The sequence below is a fragment of the Mycobacterium decipiens genome (assembly GCF_963853665.1).
GTDB lineage: Bacteria > Actinomycetota > Actinomycetes > Mycobacteriales > Mycobacteriaceae > Mycobacterium > Mycobacterium decipiens.
Genome location: NZ_OY970459.1, coordinates 1,632,916 through 1,657,400, shown reverse-complemented (window position 1 = coordinate 1,657,400; position 24,485 = coordinate 1,632,916). Strand labels below are relative to the sequence as shown.

At 67.0% G+C, this 24,485-nt stretch carries 3 protein-coding genes and 1 pseudogene (1 of these 4 running past the window's edge); all 4 read left to right on the top strand.

Translation table 11 applies throughout. From position 1 onward, the window contains the following. Positions 1-7,838 (top strand): annotated as a pseudogene (locus AADZ55_RS23485) (SDR family NAD(P)-dependent oxidoreductase) (it extends 2,352 nt beyond the left edge of the window). After that, the gene (locus AADZ55_RS07565) at positions 7,835-14,470 is read left to right on the top strand and encodes a type I polyketide synthase (protein WP_085325406.1); all 6,636 of its coding nucleotides are present in this window, start codon (positions 7,835-7,837) and stop codon (positions 14,468-14,470) included. Before AADZ55_RS23485 ends, AADZ55_RS07565 begins: the two are co-directional and overlap by 4 nt. Continuing rightward, entirely contained in the window at positions 14,467-20,004 is a 5,538-nt protein-coding gene (locus AADZ55_RS07560; protein ID WP_085325407.1) for a type I polyketide synthase, read from the top strand. Before AADZ55_RS07565 ends, AADZ55_RS07560 begins: the two co-directional genes overlap by 4 nt. Then, a complete protein-coding gene (locus tag AADZ55_RS07555; RefSeq protein WP_085325408.1) occupies positions 20,001-24,485 on the top strand; it encodes a type I polyketide synthase in 4,485 nt (1,494 codons plus the stop codon). The genes AADZ55_RS07560 and AADZ55_RS07555 overlap by 4 nt, the downstream gene beginning before the upstream one ends.

Below are 24,485 nucleotides of genomic sequence, written 5' to 3'. Positions count from 1 at the left end.
TCGCCGCGTCAGACCGTGATCGCCGGTCCCACCGAGCAGATCGACGAGTTGATCACTCGCGTTCGCGCCAAGGACCGATTCGCCAGCAGGGTCAATATCGAAGTTGCCCCGCATAATCCGGCAATGGACGCCCTACAGCCCCAGATGCGTTCGGAGCTGGCCGATCTGACCCCACGAACGCCGATGACCCAAATTATCTCGACCACCTACGAAGACCTGGACACCCAACGGGCGTTCGACGCCGAACACTGGGCCACCAACATGCGCAACCCGGTGCATTTTCAGCAGGCCATCACGCAAGCTGGTAGCGGCGCCCTCGGCGCCTACCACACCTTCATCGAAATCAGCCCACACCCGCTACTGACCCAGGCGATCATCGACACTCTGCACAACGCCCAGCACGGAACCAGATACACAAGCATCGGCACCCTGCACCGCGACACCGACGACACCGTCACCTTCCACACCAACCTCAACAAGGCGCACACCACCCACCCACCACACACCCCCCATCCCGCCGAACCACACCCCCAGATCCCCACCACCCCCTGGCAACACACCCACCACTGGATCACCACCAAACGTCCGGCTAGCTCGGCTGGATCGGCCCCCCTGCCGGGCACGTTGCTCGGCCAACACAGCACGGTCGCCACCGTCTCGGCAAGCCCGCCCTCCCACCTCTGGCAAGCAACGCTGGCGCCGGACGCCAAGTCATATCAGGGCCGTCATCGATTCCACGGGGTCGAGGTGGTCCCAGCGTCCATCGTGCTGCACACAATCCTTTCCGCTGCAGCAGAATTGGGCTACCCCGCGCTATCCGAGGTCCGATTTGAGCAACCCGTTTTCGCCGACCAGCCACGCCTGATTCAGGTTGTCGCCGACAACCGGTCGATCAGCCTGGCATCGAGTCCGGCCGGCGAAGCGCCCTCAGACCGGTGGACGCGGCATGTGACCGCACAACTTTCGTCGTCACCGCCGAAGTCCGCCATCGGATCGACCGACCCTCGTCAGGACAACGGGCACCAGAATCGTGGCCGCGACGCGATTGAAGACTCGATTCCCGACCTGGCCGCACTGCTCGCGCTGCGTGGGGTCGACGGCCTACCCTTCACCTGGTCCGTGGGTTCATGGACCCCTACCTCGACTGGCCTCGCCGCTACGATCGATCTCCCCGAAGCCCTGCCCGAGGGATCGACAGCACCGCTACTGGACGCCGCGGTGCACGTCGCCGCGCTTGCGGACGTCACTGATTCCCGGCTGTATGTGCCAGCAAGTATCGAGCAGGTGTGGCTCGGCGACGCTGTCGCCGCACCGCGTGGCTCGGTGACGCTGAACCACACCGCTCGTGACGACGACGGGATCACCGTCGATGTCACCCTGGCGGCCGGCGACGGGGTGCCGTGGGCGTCGATGCGATCGCTTCGGTATCGGGCGCTGGACTTCGGCCACCCGCAGCCGGCCGTCGAATCCCCTTCCAACGCCAGGAACTTCGTGCACACGATCGACTGGCAGCCGCGCACCGATCCGGATGATGCGCATCCGGTGGCCGGTCCCGGGCCCGTCGCGGTAATCGGCGATGATGGCGCCCCGTTGAGGACGCGCCTCGAGCAGGCTGGCTGCTCGCTGGACGCCGTGTCCGATGGGGCGTCCAAGGCCCGCTACGTCGTTTACGTCGCGGATTCCCAGCCGGCGAACGCCACCGAGACCGACGTCGACTTCGCGGTCCGGGTCTCCGCCGAGATCACCGATCTGGTGCGAACTCTTTCGGAGCGGGATGCGGACCAGCCCGCCTCCCTGTGGATCGTCACGCGCGGAGTCCACGAATCGGCCGTCCCGTCCGCGCTGCGCCAGAGCTTCCTGTGGGGTTTCGCGGGCGTCATCGCCGCGGAGCATCCCGAGCTATGGGGCGGACTGGTCGATCTCGCGGCCGACGACAACCTCCACGAATCCGGTCCGACACTTGCCGATCTGCTTGCAAGACCAAGCAAGTCGGTCCTGGTACTCCGCGACGGCGTGGTGCTCGCCCCAACGTTGGCACCGGTCGGTGGCAAGCCGGCGCGCGAGTCCTTTCACTGCAAACCCGATGCGGCCTACCTCATCACCGGCGGCATGGGCGCACTTGGTCTGCTGATGGCCGGGTGGCTGGCCGACCACGGTGCTCGTCGACTGGTGTTGACCGGCCGTAGGGCATTGCCGCCAAGGCGGGACTGGAAACTCGATACCCTCGACGCTGAACTGCGCCAGAAGATCGACGCGATCCGCACCCTGGAAATGCGGGGTGTGACAGTCGAAGCCGTCGCCGCCGACGTCGGATGCCGCGACGATGTGCGGGCCCTGTTGGCCAAGCGCGATCGCGACGGAGCCGCACCGATTCGCGGGATCATCCATGCGGCTGGCGTCACCAACGACCAACTGGTGATGAGCATGACCGACGACGCGGTCCGACAGGTTATGTCACCCAAGATCGGCGGCAGCCAGGTGTTACATGAGGCATTTCCGCCCGGCAGCGTGGACTTCTTTTACTTGACCGCCTCGGCTGCAGGGATTTTCGGTATCCCGGGGCAGGGTTCCTACGCTGCCGCCAACTCTTACTTGGACGCGTTGGCCCGGGCACGCCGACAACAGGGCTGCCACACCATGAGCCTCGACTGGGTAGCCTGGCGGGGGCTCGGCCTGGCTGCTGACGCCCAAATCGTCGGCGCAGAGTTACAGCGATTGGGTTCGCGTGACATCACGCCGGCGGAGGCATTCGCCGCGTGGGAGCACGTCGATGCATACGACGTCGCGCAGGTGGTTGTGGTGCCGTTGCCCGCGCCGGCAGGCACCGATGGATCCGGCGGTGCCCACACCTACCTATCGCCGGCGCGGGACTGGTCAGCGATGCCAGCAACCGAGGTTCGATCCGAGCTCGAAGACGGGCTACGCCGCATCATCGCAGCCGAACTGCGGCTATCCGAGACAGAGCTGGACACAGACCGGCCGTTCGCCGAATTGGGTCTTAACTCCCTTATGGCAATGGCGATTCGGCGCGAGGCTGAGCAGTTTGTGGGCATCGAGTTGTCCGCCACAATGTTGTTCAACCACCCAACGGTCAAAACACTGGCCGGCTACCTTGCCAAACGTGTTGCGCCGCACGATGCTGAGCAAAACGACGAAATGGCCGCGCTATCCGCATCGGCAGGAAGCGTACTGGACAGCCTATTCGACCGCATCGAATCGACGCCGCCCCAGGGCGAAAGGTCTGACTGATGCATACGGCCTTCAGCCGGATTTCCGGCATGACCGCGCAGCAGCGCGCCGCACTTGCCGACGAGTTCGACAAGGTATCTCGCATCTCTGTGGCAGAACCGGTTGCGGTGGTGGGGATTGGCTGCCGTTTTCCGGGGGACGTCTCGGGTCCCGAAGGTTTCTGGGACTTACTGGCCGACGGCCGCGATGCGATCTCGCGGATACCGGCCGATCGTTGGGACGCGGATGCGTTCTACCACCCTGACCCGTTGATGCCAGGGCGGATGACGACGAAGTGGGGCGGCTTCGTTCCCGACATCGCCGGATTCGACGCCGAGTTCTTCGGCATCACCCCGCGTGAAGCCGCGGCGATGGACCCTCAGCAACGGATGCTGCTCGAGGTTGCCTGGGAAGCCCTCGAACATGCCGGCATCCCACCGGATTCCCTGTCCGGCAGCCGAACCGGCGTCATGATGGGTGTCTACTTCAACGAATATCAGTCCATGCTGGCCGCGAGCGCGGAGAACGTGGACGCCTACACCGGAACCGGAAACGCCCACAGCATCACCGTTGGCCGGATCTCTTACCTATTGGGCCTGCGCGGTCCATCGGTGGCGGTGGACACTGCATGTTCGTCGTCGCTGGTGGCGGTCCACCTCGCCTGCCAGAGTTTGCGGCTGCGGGAAACCGATCTAGCCCTGGCCGGCGGAGTGAGCATCACCCTTCGCCCGGAGACCCAAATCGCCATTTCTGCATGGGGATTGCTGTCCCCGCAGGGCCGTTGCGCCACGTTCGACGCGGCGGCGGACGGGTTCGTGCGCGGTGAGGGCGCCGGTGTGGTGGTGCTCAAGCGGTTGACCGACGCGGTGCGCGACGGGGATCCGGTGCTGGCCGTGGTGCGCGGTTCCGCGGTCAACCAGGACGGCCGCTCCAATGGTGTAACTGCGCCGAATACGGAAGCCCAGTGCGATGTGATCGCCGATGCCTTGCGATCCAGTGATGTGGCGCCCGGCAGCGTGAACTATGTAGAGACCCATGGCACCGGCACGGTGTTGGGGGATCCCATCGAGTTCGAGGCGCTCGCGGCCACGTATGGCCGCGGCGAGGGCGCATGCGCACTGGGGGCCGTGAAGACCAACATTGGTCACCTGGAGGCGGCGGCGGGGATCGCGGGATTCATCAAGGCGGCGCTGGCGGTGCAGCACGGCCATCTTCCGCCGAATTTGCATTTCTCGCAGTGGAATCCGGCGATCGACGCGGCGGCGACGCGATTTTTCGTTCCCACCGAAACCTCGCAGTGGCCAACCACGGCAGGACCGCGTCGGGCGGCGGTGTCTTCGTTCGGATTGGGCGGGACCAACGCGCACGTCATCATCGAACAGGGGCCCGAGCTGGCACCTAAGTCCCCAACCGACTCGGACCCTCATGGGGCCACCGAGGTATCGCCGTTGGTGCTGACAGGCAAGACTCCGCAGCGGGTGGCCGCGACGGCCGCGGTGCTGGCCGATTGGATGGCGGGCCCCGGCGCCGAGGTGGCCCTGGCCGACGTCGCCCACACCGTCAACCATCACCGCGCCCGACACAACAGATTCGCCACGGTGGTGGCACGGGAAAGCACCCAGGCGGTGGCGGGTTTACGTGCCCTGGCCGCCGGCCAGCACGCCCACGGCGTGGTGGCCGGCCAGGACGGCCCTCCGGGCCCGGGCACGGTGTTCGTCTACTCCGGGCGCGGATCACAGTGGGCGGGCATGGGCCGCCAGCTGTTGGCCGACGAACCCGCCTTCGCCCATGCCATCGCCGAACTTGAGCCGGTGTTTGTTGAACAGGCCGGGTTCTCGCTGCACGACGTGATCGCCGGTGGCACGGAGCTCGTCGGCATCGAACAGATCCAGCTGGGCCTGATCGGCATGCAGCTGGTGCTCACCGAATTGTGGCGTTCCTACGGGGTGCAGCCCGATTTGGTGATCGGCCATTCCATGGGTGAGGTGGCCGCGGCCGTCGTCGCCGGAGCGCTTACCCCCGCCGAGGGATTGCGCGTGACCGCCACCCGCTCGCGGCTGATGGCCCCGCTGTCCGGACAGGGCGGCATGGCCCTGCTAGGCCTCGACGTGGCGGCCACCGAGGCGCTGATCGCCGATTATCCGCAGGTCACGTTGGGGATATACAACTCGCCGCGGCAAACCGTGATCGCCGGACCGACCCAGCAGATCGACGCCCTTATCGATCAGGTTCGTGCCCAGAACCGCTTTGCCAGCCGGGTCAATATCGAAGTGGCACCGCATAATCCGGCCATGGATGCGCTGCAGCCGGCGATGCGCTCGGAGCTGGCCGATCTGACCCCGCGGCCACCGACGATTCCGATTATCTCCACCACCTACGAAAGCCCGGACATTCGCCCGGTTTTCGATGCCGAACACTGGGCCACCAACATGCGCAACCCGGTGCGTTTCCAGCAGGCCATCAGCGCCGCCGGAGCCGATCACCACACCTTCGTCGAGATCAGCGCACACCCGCTGTTGACCCAGGCCATTACCGACACCCTGGAGAGCGCGCACCACGACAGCAAGTACTTGAGTATTGGCACCCTGCAACGCGATACCGACGACACCATCACCTTCCGCACCAACCTGTACACCGCCGGCACCACCCGCCCACCGCAGACCCCCCACCCGCCCGAGCCACACCCCACCATCCCCAGCACCCCCTGGCAGCACGCCCAGCACTGGATCAGCACCGCGCATGCGAGCGCCGCGGCGCTGGAATATCCGGGCCGCAACGGGGTTGCGGTGCGCGGCCAATCGAGATCCGAGCACGGCGGGGATGCCCTCGACGACTGGTGCTATCAGCTGGCGTGGCCGATCCGCCCGGCGCCCAGCGCCGACACACCAAGCACCGCCACGTGGTTGGTGGTGGCAGACGCCGAACTCGCCGACGAAATGGACCGAGTCGCGGATGCTCGGGTAAGCCGCCTCGCACCGACGGCACTCGTCGAGGACGACGATCCGGCCGCGCTGCTCGACGCGCTGCCCGATGTGGATACGGTGCTCTACGCACCGCCCGCCTGCGCCGATCTCCTCGATGTCGGCGCGTCCTACCAGGTATTCCATGCGTTGCGCAGGCTTGCTGCCGCGATGGTCGCGAGCGGTGCACCGCGGAAGCTGTTCGTGCTAACGCGAAATGCCCAACCCGTTACGGAAGGGGATCGAGCCAACCCCAGCCACGCGGTGTTGTGGGGACTGGGTCGCTCACTGGCCCTAGAACATCCTGAAATCTGGGGTGGGGTGCTCGATCTCGACGAATCGATGCCCGCCGCGCTGGCCGCACGGTACGTGCTGAGCGAGGCCGCCAGCACAGACGGGGAAGACCAGGTCATCTACCGCTCGGGTGTGCGCCGTGCGCCCCGGCTGCAGAGATGGACCGCACCTGCGCCGCCGCCGGTCACGCTCAGTGGTGACACCAGCCACCTCGTCATCGGGGCCACCGGAAATATCGGACCGCATCTGATCCGTCAACTCGCCGATATTGGGGCAAAGACGATCGTCACGGTGTCCCGCACTCCCGGGACGCGGCTGGCGGAGCTGGCCGAAAGCCTCGAGGCAACGGGGACGAACCTCATCCAGGTTGCCGCGGATGCGACCGACCCGGTTGCGATGACCGCGCTGTTCGACCGGTTCGGGGTGGACCTGCCACCGCTGGAGGGAATCTACTTGGCGGCCTTTGCCGGCCAGCCGGTGTTACTCAGGGACATGACCGACGATGACGTGACCGCGATGTTCCGGCCGAAACTGGACGCGGCAGCGCTGCTGCACCGGTTGTCGCTGAAACACCCGGTGCAGCACTTTGTTTCGTTCTCCTCGATCTCGGGTCTGGTCGGTTCGCGGTGGCTGGCTCACTACACGGCGACCAGCGCCTTCCTGGACACCCTGGGCTACGCCCGGCGGCTGATGGGGCTGCCGGCCACCGTCGTCGCCTGGGGATTGTGGAAGTCCCTGGCCGACACGCAGCAGGATGCCAGCCAGGTGAGCGCCGAATCCGGACTCCAACCCATGGCTGACGAAGTAGCAATCAGCGCATTGCCATCGGCAATGAGTCGGGACGCCGTGCACTCTGTTGTGGTGGCAGCGGATTGGCAACTGCTGGCCGCCGCATACCGGACCCGCGGGGCACTTCGCATCGTCGACGACCTGCTGCCCGCGCCGGGCGACGCACCGATGCCCGAAAGTGAGTTCCGCAAGGCGCTGCGCGAGTGCCAGCCGGAACGACGCCACGACATGTTGTTCGACCAGGTCGGCGCCCTAGCCGCCAAGGTGATGGGAATACCCGCTACCAACACGCTCGATCCGTCGGCCGGCTTCTTCCAACTCGGGATGGACTCGCTGATGAGTGTGACGCTGCAGCGGGCGTTGTCGGAAAGCCTCGGCGAGCACCTCCCGGCGTCTGTGGTCTTCGACTACCCGACCGTTTACAGCCTCACCGACTACCTAGCCACCACCCTGCCCGAGCTCTCCGAGGCAACAAGAGACACAACAGAATCCATCGATGGCTACGACGAACTCACCGAAGCCGAATTGTTGGAACAACTTTCGGAAAGGCTAAGAGGGACGCAATGACCGCCGCGACACCGGATCGCCGGGCGATCATCACCGAGGCGCTGCACAAGATCGATGACCTCACGGCGCGCCTGGAAATCGCCGAAAAGTCCAGCACCGAACCGATCGCCGTGATCGGCATGGGGTGCCGGTTCCCGGGCGAGGTCAACAACCCGGAACAGTTCTGGGATTTGTTGTGCGCCGGCCGAAGCGGCATAGTCCGGGTTCCCCCCCAACGGTGGGATGCCGACGCCTACTACACGGACGATCACACCGTGCCCGGCACCATATGCAGCACCGAAGGCGGCTTTCTCACCGGCTGGCAGCCGGACGAGTTCGACGCCGAGTTCTTCTCGATCTCCCCGCGCGAGGCAGCGGCGATGGACCCGCAACAGCGGTTGTTGATCGAAGTTGCCTGGGAAGCGCTAGAGGACGCGGGTGTGCAGCCGCACACCATTGGCGGTACCCAAACCTCGGTATTCGTCGGCGTCACCGCCTACGACTACATGCTCACGCTGGCGGGCCGGTTGCGACCCGAAGACCTCGATGCCTACATCCCCACCGGAAACTCGGCGAACTTCGCCGCGGGACGGCTGGCCTACATCCTCGGGGCTCGCGGCCCCGCAGTGGTCATCGATACGGCCTGCTCGTCGTCGTTGGTGGCGGTGCACCTGGCATGTCAGAGCCTGCGCCAGCGGGAAAGCGACACGGCGTTGGTCGGTGGCACCAACCTGCTGCTCAGCCCGGGACCGAGCATCGCGTGCTCGCGTTGGGGAATGTTGTCGCCGGAGGGGCAGTGCAAGACCTTCGATGTGTCCGCCGATGGGTATGTGCGCGGCGAGGGCGCCGGCGTCGTGGTGCTCAAGCGGTTGGACGACGCGGTGCGCGATGGCAACCGCATCCTTGCCGTGGTGCGCGGTTCGGCGGTCAACCAGGACGGTGCCAGCAGCGGCGTGACCGTTCCCAACGGGCCGGCGCAGCAGGCGTTGCTACGCAACGCGTTGACGTCGTCGAAATTGGCGGCCGCCGATATCGACTATGTCGAGGCCCACGGGACGGGTACTCCGCTGGGCGACCCGATCGAACTCGATTCCCTGAGCAAGGTTTTCAGCGACCGGGAGAGCTCGCCTTCGTTGGTGATCGGGTCGGTGAAGACCAATCTCGGTCACCTGGAAGCGGCGGCGGGTGTCGCCGGGCTGATGAAGGCCGTGCTCGCCGTGCGGAACGGCTACATTCCGCGGCACCTCAACTTCCACCAGTTGACAACGCATGCAAGTGAGGCCGCATCCCGGCTGACCATAGCGGCCGAAGGTATGGCCTGGCCGAGCACCGGCCGGCCTCGCCGGGCCGGGGTGTCGTCGTTCGGCGTCAGTGGGACGAATGCTCATGTGGTGATCGAGCAGGCACCCGACCAAACCCTCGCGAGCAGACGCGGAATCGCACGCGGCGGGGCCGCGGAATGCGATTCCGCGTCTGCTCGCGAGCGGGAGCCGGTGTCCACGCTGGTGGTGTTCGGCAAGACGCCGCAGCGGGTGACGGCGACGGCATCGGTGCTGGCCGATTGGATGGAAGGCCCGGGCGCCCAGGTGCCGCTGGCCGAGGTCGCGCACACCCTCAACCATCACCGCGCCCGGCAGACCAGGTTCGGCACGGTGGCGGCAGTCGACCGGAGCCAAGCGGTGGCGGGGTTGCGCGCGCTGGCCACTGGTCAATCCGCACCCGGCGTGGTGGCCCCCCGGGAAGGCGCCATCGGCGCGGGCACGGTGTTCGTCTACTCGGGACGCGGATCACAGTGGGCCGGAATGGGTCGCCAACTGCTGGCCGACGAGCCGGCGTTCGCTGAAGCCATCGCCGAACTGGAGCCGGATTTCGTTGCTGAAGCCGGCTTTTCGCTGCACGACGTGATCGCGGGCGGCAAGGAGCTCGTCGGCATCGAACAGATCCAGCTGGGCCTGATCGGGATGCAACTGGCGCTGACCGCGTTGTGGCGTTCCTACGGCGTGACACCCGACGCGGTGATAGGCCACTCGATGGGCGAAGTGGCCGCCGCGGTCGTTTCCGGAGCGCTGACCCCTGCCCAGGGACTGCGGGTGACCGCGACCCGGTCGAGGCTGATGGCGCCGTTGTCCGGGCAGGGCACGATGGCGTTGCTCGAACTCGACGCCGCCGCCACCGAGGCGTTGATCGCCGAGTACCCGCAGGTGACCCTGGGGATCTATGCCTCTCCTCGCCAAACCGTGATCGCCGGGCCCACCCAGCAGATCGAAGAGCTCATCGACAAGGTGCGCCAGCAGAACGGCTTCGCCAACCGCGTCAACATCGAGGTGGCCCCGCATAACCCGGCCATGGATGCATTGCAACCTCTAATGCGTTCGGAATTGGCCGATCTCACCCCGCGGCCACCGACCATCCCGATCATCTCCACCACCTACGAAAACCTGGCCACTCGCCCGGCTTTCGACGCCGAGCACTGGGCCACCAACATGCGCAACCCGGTGCGCTTCCAGCAGGCCATCGCGCACGCCGGTAGCGGCGCCGGCGGCGACTACCACACCTTTATCGAGATCAGCGCGCACCCGCTGTTGACCCACTCGATCAGCGACACCCTGCGCAGCACCCACGACACCGAAGACTTTTTGAGCATCGGCACCCTGCAGCGCGACGCTCACGACACCCTTACCTTCCACACGAACCTCAACACGACGCACACCACCCGCCCACCGCAAACCCCCCATCCGCCCGAACCACACTCCGTGCTGCCCACCACCCCGTGGCAGCACACCCGCCACTGGATCAGCGCCACGTCGGCCGCGTACCACAGGGCGGACACCCACCCGCTGCTCGGCGTCGGTGTCACCGACCCCACCAATGGCACCCGGGTGTGGGAAAGCGAGCTCGCCCCGGATTTGCTGTGGCTCTCCGATCACGTCATCGACGATCTCTGCGTTCTGCCCGGTGCGGCCTACGCCGAGATCGCGCTGGCGGCGGCGACGGACGCGTTCCGCCCCGTCGAGCGAGGCGAGCAGGATCACCCCTGGATGATCAGCGAGCTTGACCTTCGTCAGATATTGCACGTGACCGAAGGCACCATTCTTGTCACCACGCTCACCGGCGACGAGCAGCGATGCCAGGTGGAAATACGCACCCGCAGCGGAAGTTCGGGATGGACCACCCACGCCACCGCCACCGTTGCGCGCGCACAGACTTCAGATCAGCTGCCGGAGCACGAGGCACCGCACCCCCAGGGGCCCGAGGTGACCCCGGCCGACCTCGCGGACGAATTGGACCCCGACGACCTGTACCAGCGGCTGCGCGGCGCCGGCCAGCAGCACGGACCGGCGTTTCAGGGCATCGTCGGGCTCGCCGTCACGCAATCCGGCGCTGCCCGCGCCGACGTGAAGCTACCGTCTTCGGCCCGGACGGGTTCCCGCGACTTCCTACTGCACCCGGTGATGATGGATATCGCGTTGCAGACATTGGGTGCCACCCGGATGGCGACCGACCTGGCCGGCGGGCAGACATCTTCGCGTTCGACGATCGTGGTGCCAGTGCGTTACGCGGGCGTGCACGTGCACGGCGATATCACCCGCGGTGTCTGTGCCGTCGGCTCGCTGACCGCAACCGACGACCGGCTGGTCGGCGAAGTCGTTCTGACCGATCCGGATGGTCAGCCGCTGCTGGTCATCGATGAGGTCGAGATGGCAGTGCTCGGGTCCGGCGGCGGCGCAACCGAACTCACCAGTCGCCTATTCACGTTGGAGTGGGAGCCGGCGCCGCTGGACAAGGTGGCCGACGCCGCTGGTGGCCTGTTGTTGGTCGGTGACCTCGCCGCTGGCGACCCGCTGCCGTCCGCTTTGGAGTCGTCGCTGCGCGCCCGCCTGAGCGAAACTGAAGCCGAAGTCGAAGTGGTCTCTGCGCATGACGAAGCGAAGCTGCGCGCGGCGATCACCCGCGTCGGCTGGGACGGCATCGTCGTGGTCTGCCCGCCTCGCGCGAGCGATGAAGCGTTGCCGGAACAGACGCAACTGGAGTTGGCGCAGGCGCGCACGCTGCTGATCGCCGGCGTGGTCGAGACGGTGACTCGAATGGGCGCCCGGAAGAGCCCGCGGCTGTGGATCGTCACCCGTGGCGCTCAGCAGCTCGATCCCACTGAATCAGTCACGTTGGCACAGACCGGGTTACGTGGAATCGCAAGGGTGCTGACGTTCGAGCACTCGGAACTGAGGGCCACGCTCGTCGACATCGAACCCGAGGGCACCCGCTCACTTGCCGCGCTGACCGAGGAGCTGCTCGCCGGTTCGGACGCCGACGAGGTCGCCTACCGCGACGGACAACGCTATGTCGACCGGTTGGTGCCCGCACCTACGACACCGAAGGGTGAACTCGCCGCCGAATCCCGCCGCAAGGTGGTGAACCTGGACGACTCGGGCGTTTCGCTCGGGGCAGCTGTCCAACTGCAGATCGATCAACCTGGACGACTGGACGCCCTAACCATCCACGAGGTGAAACGGGGCAAACCGCAGGGCGATCAGGTCGAGGTTCGTGTCGTCGCCGCGGGCCTCAACTTCAGTGACGTGCTCAAGGCGATGGGGGTCTATCCGGGACTGGACGGTGCCGCGCCGGTGATCGGCGGGGAGTGTGTCGGCTATGTGACCGCCATCGGCGACGAGGTTGACAGCGTCGAGGTCGGCCAGCGCGTTATCGCCTTCGGTCCCGGCACATTCGGGACGCACTTGGGCACCATCGCCGATCTCGTCGTCCCCATCCCCGACGCGCTGCCCGATCACGAGGCGGCCACGTTCGGCGTCGCGTATCTCACCGCCTGGCACTCGCTGTGCGAGGTCGGTCGCCTGTCCCCCGGCGAACGCGTGCTTATCCATTCCGCCACCGGCGGTGTTGGAATGGCGGCGGTTTCGATCGCGAAGATGGTCGGCGCCCGGATCTACACAACGGCCGGATCGGATGCCAAACGGGAAATGCTGTCCGGACTCGGTGTCGAGTACGTCGGCGATTCCCGAAGTGTCGACTTCGCCGACGAGATCCTCGAGCTGACGGACGGCTACGGTGTGGACGTCATTCTCAATTCACTGGCGGGCGAAGCGATTCAGCGCGGCGTGCAGATCCTGGCGCCCGGCGGCCGGTTCATCGAACTGGGTAAGAAGGACGTTTACGCCGATGCCAGCTTGGGATTGGCCGCGCTGGCGAAGAGCGCGTCCTTCTCCGTCGTCGACCTCGACCTGAATCTCAAACTGCAGCCGGCGAAGTACCGCCAACTCCTGCAACACATCCTGCAGCAGGTAGCGGATGGCAAAGTAGAGGTCCTCCCCGTCACCGAGTTCAGCCTGCACGACGCGGCCGACGCATTCCGGCTCATGGCCTCCGGTAAGCACACCGGCAAGATCGTCATCTCGATACCGGCCGCTGGGGCCGCGCACACCAGCATCGAGGCGATCGCGGCTCCGCCCCCGCGTCCACTGGTCACCAGCGACGGTGGCTACCTCATCGTCGGCGGCATGGGCGGTCTCGGTTTCGTCGCCGCGAAGTGGCTGGCCGAACAAGGCGCGGGATTGATTGTCCTCAACGGACGTTCGGCTCCCAGCCACGAAGTTGCAGCCGCTATCGCGGAGCTGAATGCCTCGGGCAGCCGGATCGACGTGATTACCGGCGACATCACTGAGCCAGATACCGCCGAGCGGCTGGTGCAGGCGGTCGAAGACGCCGGCTTCCGGCTGGCCGGGGTCCTACACAGCGCCATGGTTCTCGCCGACGAGATCGTGCTGAATATGACGGATTCCGCCGCCAGGCGGGTGTTCGCCCCGAAGGTCACCGGCAGCTGGCGGCTTCATCAGGCCACCGCCGCGCGAGACGTCGACTGGTGGCTGACCTTCTCCTCGGCCGCAGCACTTCTCGGCACGCCCGGGCAAGGCGCGTACGCCGCCGCCAACTCATGGGTCGACGGCCTCGTCGCCTATCGGCGCTCGGCCGGACTTCCCGCGGTCGGGATCAACTGGGGCCCTTGGGCCGAGGTCGGACGTGCCCAGTTCTTCAAAGATCTCGGCGTCGAGATGATCACCGCCGAGCAGGGGCTGGCCGCGATGCAGACGGTGCTCGCCGCCGATCGCGGGCGCACCGGTGTCTTCAGCCTGGACGCTCGGCAGTGGTTCCAATCGTTCCCAGCTGTGGCGGGATCCTCGCTGTTCGCGAAGCTGCACGATGCGGCGGCCCGCGATGCCGGGGAGCGGCGCGGGGGCGGCGCGATTCGAGCGCAGCTGGACGCCCTCGACCCGGCCGAACGCCCGGGCCGCCTCGCGTCCGCGATCGCCGACGAGATCCGCGCGGTGCTGCGCTCGAGCGACCCCATCGATCACAACCGGCCGCTGGAAACGCTTGGCCTCGACTCGCTGATGGGCCTCGAGTTGCGAAACCGACTGGAGACGAGCCTGGGCATCACGCTGCCGGTCGCGCTGGTCTGGGCGTACCCAACGATCAGCGATCTCGCGCTAGCCCTGTGCGAACGAATGGACTATCCGCTGCCGGCCGCTGAGCAGGAGCCTTCCGACGCGGAACCCGAATTGTCAGACGAGGAAATGGACCTGCTCTCCGATCTCGTCGACGCCAGCGAGCTGGAAGCCGCGACGAGAGGCGAGTCATGACAAGTCTGGCAGAGCGCGCGGCGCAACTATCGCCGAACGCGCGAGCGGCCCTGGCGCGCGAGCTGGTCCGTGCGGGCACGGCCTTCCCGACCGATATCGCGGAGCCGGTGGCGGTGGTGGGCATCGGTTGCCGTTTCCCGGGGAATGTGACTGGGCCGGACAGCTTTTGGCAGGTGCTGGTTGACGGCGTGGACACGATCGGCGAGGTGCCGCCGGATCGGTGGGACGCCGACGCGTACTACGACCCCGACCCGTCGGCCTCCGGGCGGATGACAACGAAATGGGGCGGTTTCGTCCCCGACGTCGACGCATTCGACGCTGACTTCTTCGGAATCACGCCGCGCGAAGCCGTGGCGATGGATCCGCAGCACCGGATGCTGCTCGAAGTTGCCTGGGAAGCGCTAGAACACGCCGGCATTCCACCGGATTCCTTGAGCGGCACCCGAACCGGCGTGATGATGGGGCTTTCGTCGTGGGACTACACGATCGTCAACATTGAGCGTAGAGCCGACGTCGACGCGTATCTGAGCACCGGAACCCCACACTGCGCGGCGGTGGGACGGATCTCGTATCTGTTGGGGCTGCGTGGTCCGGCCGTCGCCGTGGACACCGCGTGTTCGTCGTCGTTGGTAGCGATCCACCTGGCGTGCCAGAGCCTACGGCTGCGGGAGACCGACGTGGCACTGGCCGGCGGTGTGCAGCTCACCTTGTCGCCATTCACCGCCATCGCGCTGTCCAAGTGGTCGGCGCTGTCGCCGACGGGGCGATGCAATAGCTTCGACGCCAACGCGGATGGATTCGTGCGTGGCGAGGGCGCCGGAGTGGTGGTGCTCAAGCGATTGGCCGACGCGCTCCGCGACAACGATCGGGTACTCGCGGTGGTCCGGGGCTCGGCGGCCAACCAAGACGGTCGGTCCAACGGTATGACCGCACCCAACGCGCTAGCCCAGCGCGACGTGATCACCACCGCCCTACGGCTCGCAGATGTCACCCCGGACACCGTGAACTATGTCGAAACACACGGCACTGGAACGATATTGGGCGACCCCATCGAGTTCGAGTCACTGGCGGCGACATACGGCCTTAGTAAAGGCGAGAGCGAAGGCTCGTGCGCTTTGGGGTCGGTCAAGACCAATATCGGCCACTTGGAGGCGGCCGCGGGTGTGGCCGGATTCATCAAGGCGGTGCTGGCGGTCGAGCGGGGAGACATCCCGCGCAATCTGCACTTCACCCGGTGGAACCCAGCCATCGACGCATCGGCCACCCGTCTGTTCGTGCCCACCGAGAGCGGCCCGTGGCCTGCGGCCGCCGGCCCGCGCAGAGCGGCGGTGTCGTCGTTCGGGCTCAGTGGGACCAACGCGCATGTGGTGATCGAGCAGGCGCCGGACACCGGAGATAAGGGCGTGCCGAGGCCCATTGGGACGCCGCACGTTTCGGCCCTCGTTGTGTCGGGCAAGACGGCCGAGCGGGTGGCGTCGCTGGCTGGGGTGTTGGCCGATTGGATGGCGGGGCCGGGCGCGGCCGCGCCGCTCGCCGATGTGGCACACACGTTGAACCGGCACCGGGCCCGGCACGCGACGTTCGCCACCGTCGTCGCGCGTGACCGTGCGGAGGCGGTCACGGGTTTGCGGGCGCTGGCGGCGGGCCAGCCATGCGTCGGGGTGGTGGCTTGCGATCAGCACGCCGGTGGGCCGGGCCGGGTATTTGTGTATTCGGGTCAGGGCTCGCAGTGGGCCGGGATGGGCCGACAGTTGCTGGCCGATGAGCCGGCGTTCGCCAAGGCGGTTGCCGAGCTGGAGCCGATATTCGTCGCCCAGGTTGGCTATTCGCTGCAACAGACACTTCTCGACGGCGACGAGGTGGTGGGCATCGACCGCATCCAGCCCATGCTGGTTGGGATGCAGTTGGCGCTGACCGAGTTGTGGCGCTCCTACGGCGTGACACCGGATGCCGTGATCGGGCATTCGATGGGTGAGGTTGCTGCGGCCGTGGTGGCCGGCGCATTGACGCCCGAGCAGGGCTTGCGGGTGATCGCCACCCGGTCGCGGCTGATGGCCCGGCTATCCGGGCAGGGCGCGATGGCGCTGCTCGAGATGGACGCCGATGCCGTCGAGTCGCTGATCGCCGACTACCCGCAGGTGACGTTGGCGGTGTACGCGTCGCCGCGTCAGTCGGTGATTGCCGGGCCGCCGGAGGCGGTGGACGCGGTCATCTCGGTGGTGGCGGCGCAGAATCGGTTGGCGCGGCGCGTCGACGTCGACGTGGCGTCGCATCATCCGATCATCGATCCCGTTCTGCCCGAATTGCGTAGCGCGCTGGCGGATTTGACGCCGCAACCGCCGAGCATCCCGATCATCACCACCACTGAACCCCACACCGAAGAGCACCCGCGGCCGGTGATGGATGCCGACTACTGGGCGGCCAACCTGCGCAACCCGGTGCGCTTCCGCCAGGCCGTCGCTCATGCCATGAGCGGCGCCGGTGGCCACGCCCCCCACGCCTTCATTGAGATCAGCCCGCATCCGGTGCTCACCCACGCCATCACGGACAGCCTGGATCCGGACGGCAGCCAGCACGCCACCCCCATCGTCACGGCGGCGATGAACCGCGACCACGACCAGACCCTGTACTTCCACACCCAACTGGCCGCGGTCGGGGCGACCACTCCGGACACCTCCAACGGTCGCCTCGTGGACCTGCCACCCACACCGTGGCACCGTCGGGGATTCTGGGTCGCGGATCGGTCGGCGATGGCGGACCTGGCGGCTAGCCACCCGCTGCTTGGTGCGCACATCGAGATGCCGTCCGGCGGGAACCATGTCTGGCAGGCCGATGTCGGAACCGACGTATGCCCCTGGCTCGCCGACCACAAGGTGTTCGGTCAGCCCATCATGCCGGCGGCGGGGTTTGCCGAGATCGCTTTGGCGGCGGCCAGCGAAGCGCTCGGCCAACCCGCTGACGCCGCTAAGGCCGACATCGCGATCAATCAGTTCGAAGTGGAGCAGATGCTTCCCCTCGACGACCACACCCGGCTGACGACACAGTTGATTCGCAACGGCGACAGCAAGATTCGGGTCGAGATCTATTCCCGCTCGTCGAGCGGTCACTTCACTCGGCACGCTACCGCCGAGGTGGAACAAGCACCGCGCGATGGTGCACGCACGTACGCCGAGGCGGTTGGTTGCGCGGACGCAACCGTATCGCCGGCCGATTTCTACGCCGTGCTACGCCAGACCGGTCAACACCACGGTCCCGCGTTCGCGGCGTTGACCCGAATTACGCGGCTACCCGACGGTTGGGCGGAAACCGAGATCACCGTTCCCGACGAGGCTCCCCGGCATCGGCGGTACCGACTTCACCCTGTCGTGCTGGACGCGGCGCTGCAGAGCGTCGGTGCCGCCATACCAGATGACGAGGTCGCGGCGTCAGCGGAAGTCAGCTACCTTCCGGTGTCGTTCGGAAAGATCCGGGTGTACCGCGACATCGGTCGACACGTCAGGTGTCGCGCGCACCTGACCAACCTCGACGGCGGCGCCGGCAAGCTGGGCAGGATCGCCCTGATCGACGATGCCGGGCAGGTAGCCGCCGAGGTGGATGGCATCTACCTGCGACGCGTCGAACGCCGTGCGGTGCCACTGCCGCTGGCGCAGAAGATCTTCGATACCGAATGGACCGAAAGCCCGATCGCGACCGACGCGGCTTCGGAGCCGGCCACCGACGCGGCGCGGGGAAGTTGGCTGATACTTGCCGGCGCGGCTGTGGCTGCGCCGGCCGGGGCCCAGGCCAAATCCATGGCGGACGAATTCGTCGAACGGTGGCGCTCGCCGATGCGACGGGTGCACACCGCCAATCTCGACGACGAATCGGCGGTGCTCGCCGCATTCGCGGAAACGGCGGGCGATCCGGAGCACCCACCCGCTGGCGTGGTCGTCTTCGTCGGCGACGCCTCGACCGGCCTGGACGACGGACTGGTGGCGGCGCGCGAGACCGTGTGGTCGATCACGACCGTCATCCGTGCCGTCGTCGGCACCTGGCACGGTCGATCGCCACGGCTGTGGCTGGTCACCCGGGGCGGCCTTTCCGTTCACGATGACGAGCCCGTGTCCCCCGCGACGGCCGCCTTGAAGGGCCTGGTGCGAGTCCTGGCGTTCGAGCATCCGGACCTGCGCGCCACCCTGCTCGATCTGGATGTCACGCAAGACCCGCTGACCGCGCTGACCGCGGAATTGCACAATGGCTCTGCTGGGTCCGGTGGCGATGACGTGATCGCGCGGCGGGGTGAACGCAGATTCGTCGAACGGCTGTCTCGGGCCACTCTCGATGTGCGCAAGGAACATCCGGTGGTGCGCAAGGGCGCGTCGTACGTCGTCACCGGTGGTCTCGGCGGTCTCGGACTGGTCGTCGCCCGCTGGCTGGTGGACCGCGGAGCCGGCCGCGTGGTACTGGGCGGCCGCAGCGAGCCCACCGACGAGCAGCGCAAAGTCCTGACCGAATTGGAAGCCCGCGCCGAAATCGTGGTTGTCCGCGGCGATGTGGCATCGCCGGGCGTGGCCGAAAGCCTCATCGAGGCGGCCGGCCTTGGGGGCCGCGAGTTGCGCGGTGTCGTCCACGCCGCGGCAGTCATCGAAGACAGCCTGGTGTTCACCATGACCAGAGAAAATCTGGAGCGGGTGTGGGCTCCCAAGGCCGCCGGAGCGCTGCGCATGCACCACGCCAGCGCCAACTGCGAGCTCGACTGGTGGCTCGGATTCTCCTCTGTCGCTTCATTATTGGGCTCCCCCGGGCAAGCGGCGTATGCATGCGCCAGCGGGTGGCTCGATGGCTTGGTGGCGTGGCGCAGGGCGTCCGGTCTGCCGGCAGCGGCGATCAACTGGGGGCCGTGGTCGGAGGTGGGCGTCGCCCAGGCCCTGGTGGGCAGTGTTCTCGACACGATCACTCCCGCGGAGGGCATCGAAGCTCTCGACTCGCTGCTGGCCGCGGGCCGATGCAGCACCGGTGTCGCCCGGCTGCGCGCCGACCGGGCGCTGGTCGCATTCCCGGAGATCCGCGGCATCGGCTATTTCACCCGGGTGGTCGACGAGCTTGACACGGTGGGCGACCTCGGCGATTGGGGCGGTCCGGACGCGCTTGCCGACCTCGATCCGGCGGAGGCTCGGCGCGCGGTGACCGAGCGGATGTGTGCACGCATCGCGGCGGTGATGGGCTACACTGACCGATCGACTGTCGATACCGCGGTGCCCTTGGATAAGCCCCTGACCGAGCTCGGGCTGGACTCCTTGATGGCGGTGCGGATCCGCAATGGCGCGCGAGCGGACTTTGGCGTGGAGCCGCCGGTGGCACTCATATTGCAGGGCGCGTCCCTGCACGACCTGACAGCCGACCTGATGCGCCAACTCGGGCTCTCGAGCCCCGATGAGGCGGTCGAAAACACTGAAATTGTTCGCGACCGGGCGCAGCAACGCGCGGCGGCACGACATGGAGCCGCGATGCGGCGGCGAGGAAAACCTGGAGTACAGGGAGGACAAGACCTGTGAGCACCCCCGACAACGCGATCGCGGTGGTCGGCATGGCCGGCAAGTTCCCGGGCGCCAACGATGTGTCGGCGTTCTGGAGCAATCTTCGGCGCGGCAAGGAGTCGATCGTCACCCTGTCCGAAGAGGAGCTGCGCGACGCCGGGGTCAGCGAGAAGACACTGGCTGATCCGGCGTATGTGCGTCGTGCACCGCTGCTCGACGGGATCGACGAGTTCGACGCCGACTTCTTCGGGTTCCCGCCGCTGGCCGCGCAGGTGCTGGACCCACAACACCGGTTGTTCCTGCAGTGCGCGTGGCATGCGCTCGAGGACGCGGGCTGTGACCCCGCGCGGTTCGACGGCTCGATCGGCGTATACGGAACCAGCTCTCCCAGCGGCTATCTCCTGCACAACCTGCTGTCGCACCGCGACCCGAACGCCGTTTTGGCCGAGGGACTCAACTTCGACCAGTTCAGCCTGTTCCTGCAGAACGACAAGGACTTTCTGGCAACGCGGATATCGCACGCATTCAACCTGCGGGGCCCGAGCATCGCGGTCCAAACCGCGTGCTCGTCGTCGCTGGTCGCGGTTCACCTGGCCTGCCTAAGCCTGCTGTCCGGTGAATGCGACATGGCGCTGGCCGGTGGGTCGTCGCTGTGCATCCCGCACCGCGTCGGATATTTCACCTCACCGGGATCGATGGTGTCGGCGGTCGGCCACTGCCGGCCCTTCGACGTGCGAGCCGACGGCACGGTGTTCGGCAGCGGCGTCGCGATGGTTGCCCTCAAACCGTTGCAGGCCGCCATCGACGCCGGGGACCGCATCCACGCCGTCATCCGCGGATCGGCGATCAACAACGACGGATCGGCGAAGATGGGCTATGCGGCGCCCAATCCGGCCGCCCAAGCCGACGTCATCGCGGAAGCCCATGCGGTGGCCGGCATCGATTCGTCGACCGTGAGCTATGTCGAGACCCACGGAACCGGCACCCCGCTCGGTGACCCCATCGAAATCCAAGGGCTGAAAACAGCGTTCGAGGTGTCTCAAACGACCCGTACAACCCCTTGCGTGCTGGGGTCGGTCAAGTCGAACATCGGTCACCTGGAAGTCGCCGCCGGAATCGCGGGCCTGATCAAAACGATCCTGTGCCTGAAGCACCAGGCGATCCCGGCGACGCTGCACTACACCAGTCCGAACCCGGAACTGCGGCTGGACCAGAGTCCATTCGTCGTGCAAAGCCGCTACGGCCCATGGGAGTCCGACGGTGTGCGTCGGGCCGGGGTGAGCTCCTTCGGAGTCGGCGGTACCAACGCGCACGTCGTCCTGGAAGAGGCGCCGGCGCCGGAACCGGCGGTTCCGGCGCATACCGAGCCGGCCCGCCCCCAGGTGCTGCTGCTGTCGGCAAAAACCGAGGCGGCGCTTGGCCAGGCGCGGTCCGCCCTGGCCACCGCGCTAGAAGGGACAGACGGCCCGGAGCTGTCCGACGTCGCCTATACGCTCGTCCGGCGCCGCAAGCACAACGTCACGATGGCGGCCGTCGTGCACGACCGCGAGCATGCGGCCACGGTGCTGCGGGCGGCCGAGCACGACAATGTGTTTATCGGCGAGTCCGCCCCCGATGGTGAGCGCGGTGATGCCAGCGCTCCCACCTCGGACCGCGTCGTCTTCCTGTTTCCCGGGCAGGGCGCTCAGCACATCGGAATGGCCAAGGGGCTCTACGACACCGAACCCGTCTTCGCCCAGCACTTCGACACCTGCGCCGCGGGGTTCCGCGAAGAGATGGGTCCCGAACTGGACCTAGACTTGCACTCCGCGATATTCGACGGGACCGCGGCGGATCTGGAGCGCATTGACCGTTCGCAGCCCGCGCTGTTCACGGTGGAATACGCGCTCGCGAAGTTGGTCGACACCTACGGCGTGCGCGCGGGGGCCTACATCGGCTACAGCACCGGCGAATACATCGCGGCGACCCTGGCCGGGGTATTCGACCTCGAGACGGCGATCAAGACGGTAGCGTTGCGTGCCCGTTTGATGCATGAGTCGCCGCCGGGCGCCATGGTCGCGGTGGCGCTGGGCCCCGATGACGTCGAGCAGTACCTTTCGCCGGGGGTCGAGCTGTCCGCGGTGAATGATCCCGGCAACTGCGTGGTCGCCGGGCCGAAGGACCAGATTCGCGCGTTCAGCCAACGCCTGGGCGAGGCCGGGATACCCGTTCGGCGGGTCCGCGCGACCCACGCGTTCCATTCCAGCTCGATGGATCCCATGCTTCCCGAATTCCAGGACTTCCTGTCCCAGCAGGAGTTGCGCGCTCCGCACACACCACTGCTGAGCAACCTCACCGGAACGTGGATGTCCGAGCAGCAGGTGAGGGACCCGGCCAGCTGGACGCGTCAGATCAGCTCCACGATCAGGTTCGCCGACGAACTCGACGTAGTGCTCTCGCAGCCGGGTCGAATCCTGGTCGAGGTCGGTCCCGGCGGCAGCCTGACCGGTTCGGCGATCCGGCACCCGAAGTGGTCCAGCGAGCACCGCACGGTTCGGCTCATGCGCCACCCGATTCAGAACGCCGATGACCGCGACACTTTCCTGCGCGCACTGGGTGAACTCTGGTCGGCCGGAATCGAGGTCGACTGGACGCCGCAGCGCCCGACTGCGCCCCACCTCGTTTCACTACCCGGTTATCCTTTTGTCCGCCAACGGCATTGGGTCGAAGCCAAGCACAATGCGTGGGTTCAGGGTCCCGCCGCGAGCAACGGTTCTCCGGCTGGTTCCAGGGCCGATGCCGGCGCCGTGGATGTGGCCCGCAACGGGGAGTCGCAGACCGAGGCCACGTTGCACCGCATCTGGTCACAGTGCCTGGGCATCGACTCGGTCGATCGGAGCGCCAATTTCTTTGACCTCGGCGGCGATTCGCTGATGGCGATCAGCATCGCGATGGCGGCGGCCAACGAGGGTCTGACCATCACCCCGCAGGATATGTACGAATACCCGACCTTGGCCTCCCTGACGGCCGCCGTCGATGCCTCGTTCGCGGTGAGCGGGTTGGCGAAACCCGCTGACGCCGCGGCGCGTCTGGCGGTTCTGCCGAACACCGCGCACTTCCTCGACCTGGGGCTGCGCGATCCTGGGCGGTGGCGGGTCCCGCTGATCCTGCGCCTGGACGCCAAGGTAGGGCTCGAGGACAGTCAAGCGGTGCTCACCGCGGTGGCCAATCACCACGAAGCCTTGCGTCTGCACCTTGTCGACCCCACCGAATTGGGGGCCGGAATGGCCGAGCAGCACATCGCGCCACCTGCAGAATTCAGCGGCCTCTCGACCCGGTCTCTTCCCGATGATGTGGCTGCCGGAAGCCCGGAGGAGCGGGCCGCGGTGTCCAATATCCTGGCCGAACTCATCGCCGATCGGGACTCTGCGAACGCGCCGCTGGCCGCCGTGCATATCACTGCCGGTCATGGCGGTCCGCAGTACCTCGGCCTGGCCGTGCACCAGACGGTGACCGACGACGCATCGCGCCAGATCCTGGGGACCGACCTCATCACCGCGTTCGGGCAACGGCTGGCAGGCGAGGAGATCACGCTGGAACCGGTCACCACCGGGTGGCGGGAATGGTCACTGCGCTGCGCGGCCCTCGCGACGCATCCCGCGGCGCTCGACACCCGCTCCTTCTGGATCGAGAATGCCAGCAAGGTGACCTTGCGGCTCGCCGACGGCCAGTCCGACGCACCCGACGCGGATGTCACGCAACCGCCCACCGCCGACGAGCTGACCAGGTTGTCGAGCACGCTAACCGCCGAGCAGACATCGGAGTTGGACGACGCCCGGCGCAGGTTCCGACGGTCGATTCAGGTGATCGTGCTGGCCGCGCTGGGCCGGACAATAGCCCAGACGATCGGTGACGGTGTCATCGCCGTAGGGCTCGAGGGCGAGGGCCGCTCGGTGCTGCGGCCGGACGTCGACCTGGGCCGGACGGTCGGCTGGTTCACGACGTACTACCCGGTTCCGCTGGCATGTGCGACCGGTCCGGGCGCGGCGGCGATTCAGCAGCTCGACGCCGTCCACAACACCCTTAGATCCGTTCCGCACTACGGAATTGGTTACGGGCTGCTGCGGTACCTGTACGCACCGACCGGACGTGTCCTGGGCGCGCAGCGCACACCCGACATCCACTTCCGGTATGCGGGCGTGATCCCCGAGGTGCCGTCCGTGGACGCGCCGGTACAGTTCGACTCCGACATGACGATTCCGGTGCGAGAACCGATCCCCGGGATGGGCCACGCCATCGAACTTCGGGCGTATCGGTCCGGCGGCTCGCTGCATCTCGATTGGTGGTATGACACCCGCCGGATCCCGGCCGCCACCGCGGACGAGCTGGCGCGGACCTTCCCGCTGGCCCTGCGCGAGCTAATCCAGGAGGCCATCGCGGCCGAGCACGACGAGAGCGAAGTGGTCGGGGAGCCCGAAGAGGGCGCTCTGGTGGACCTGTCGAGCCTGGATGCGGGCTGA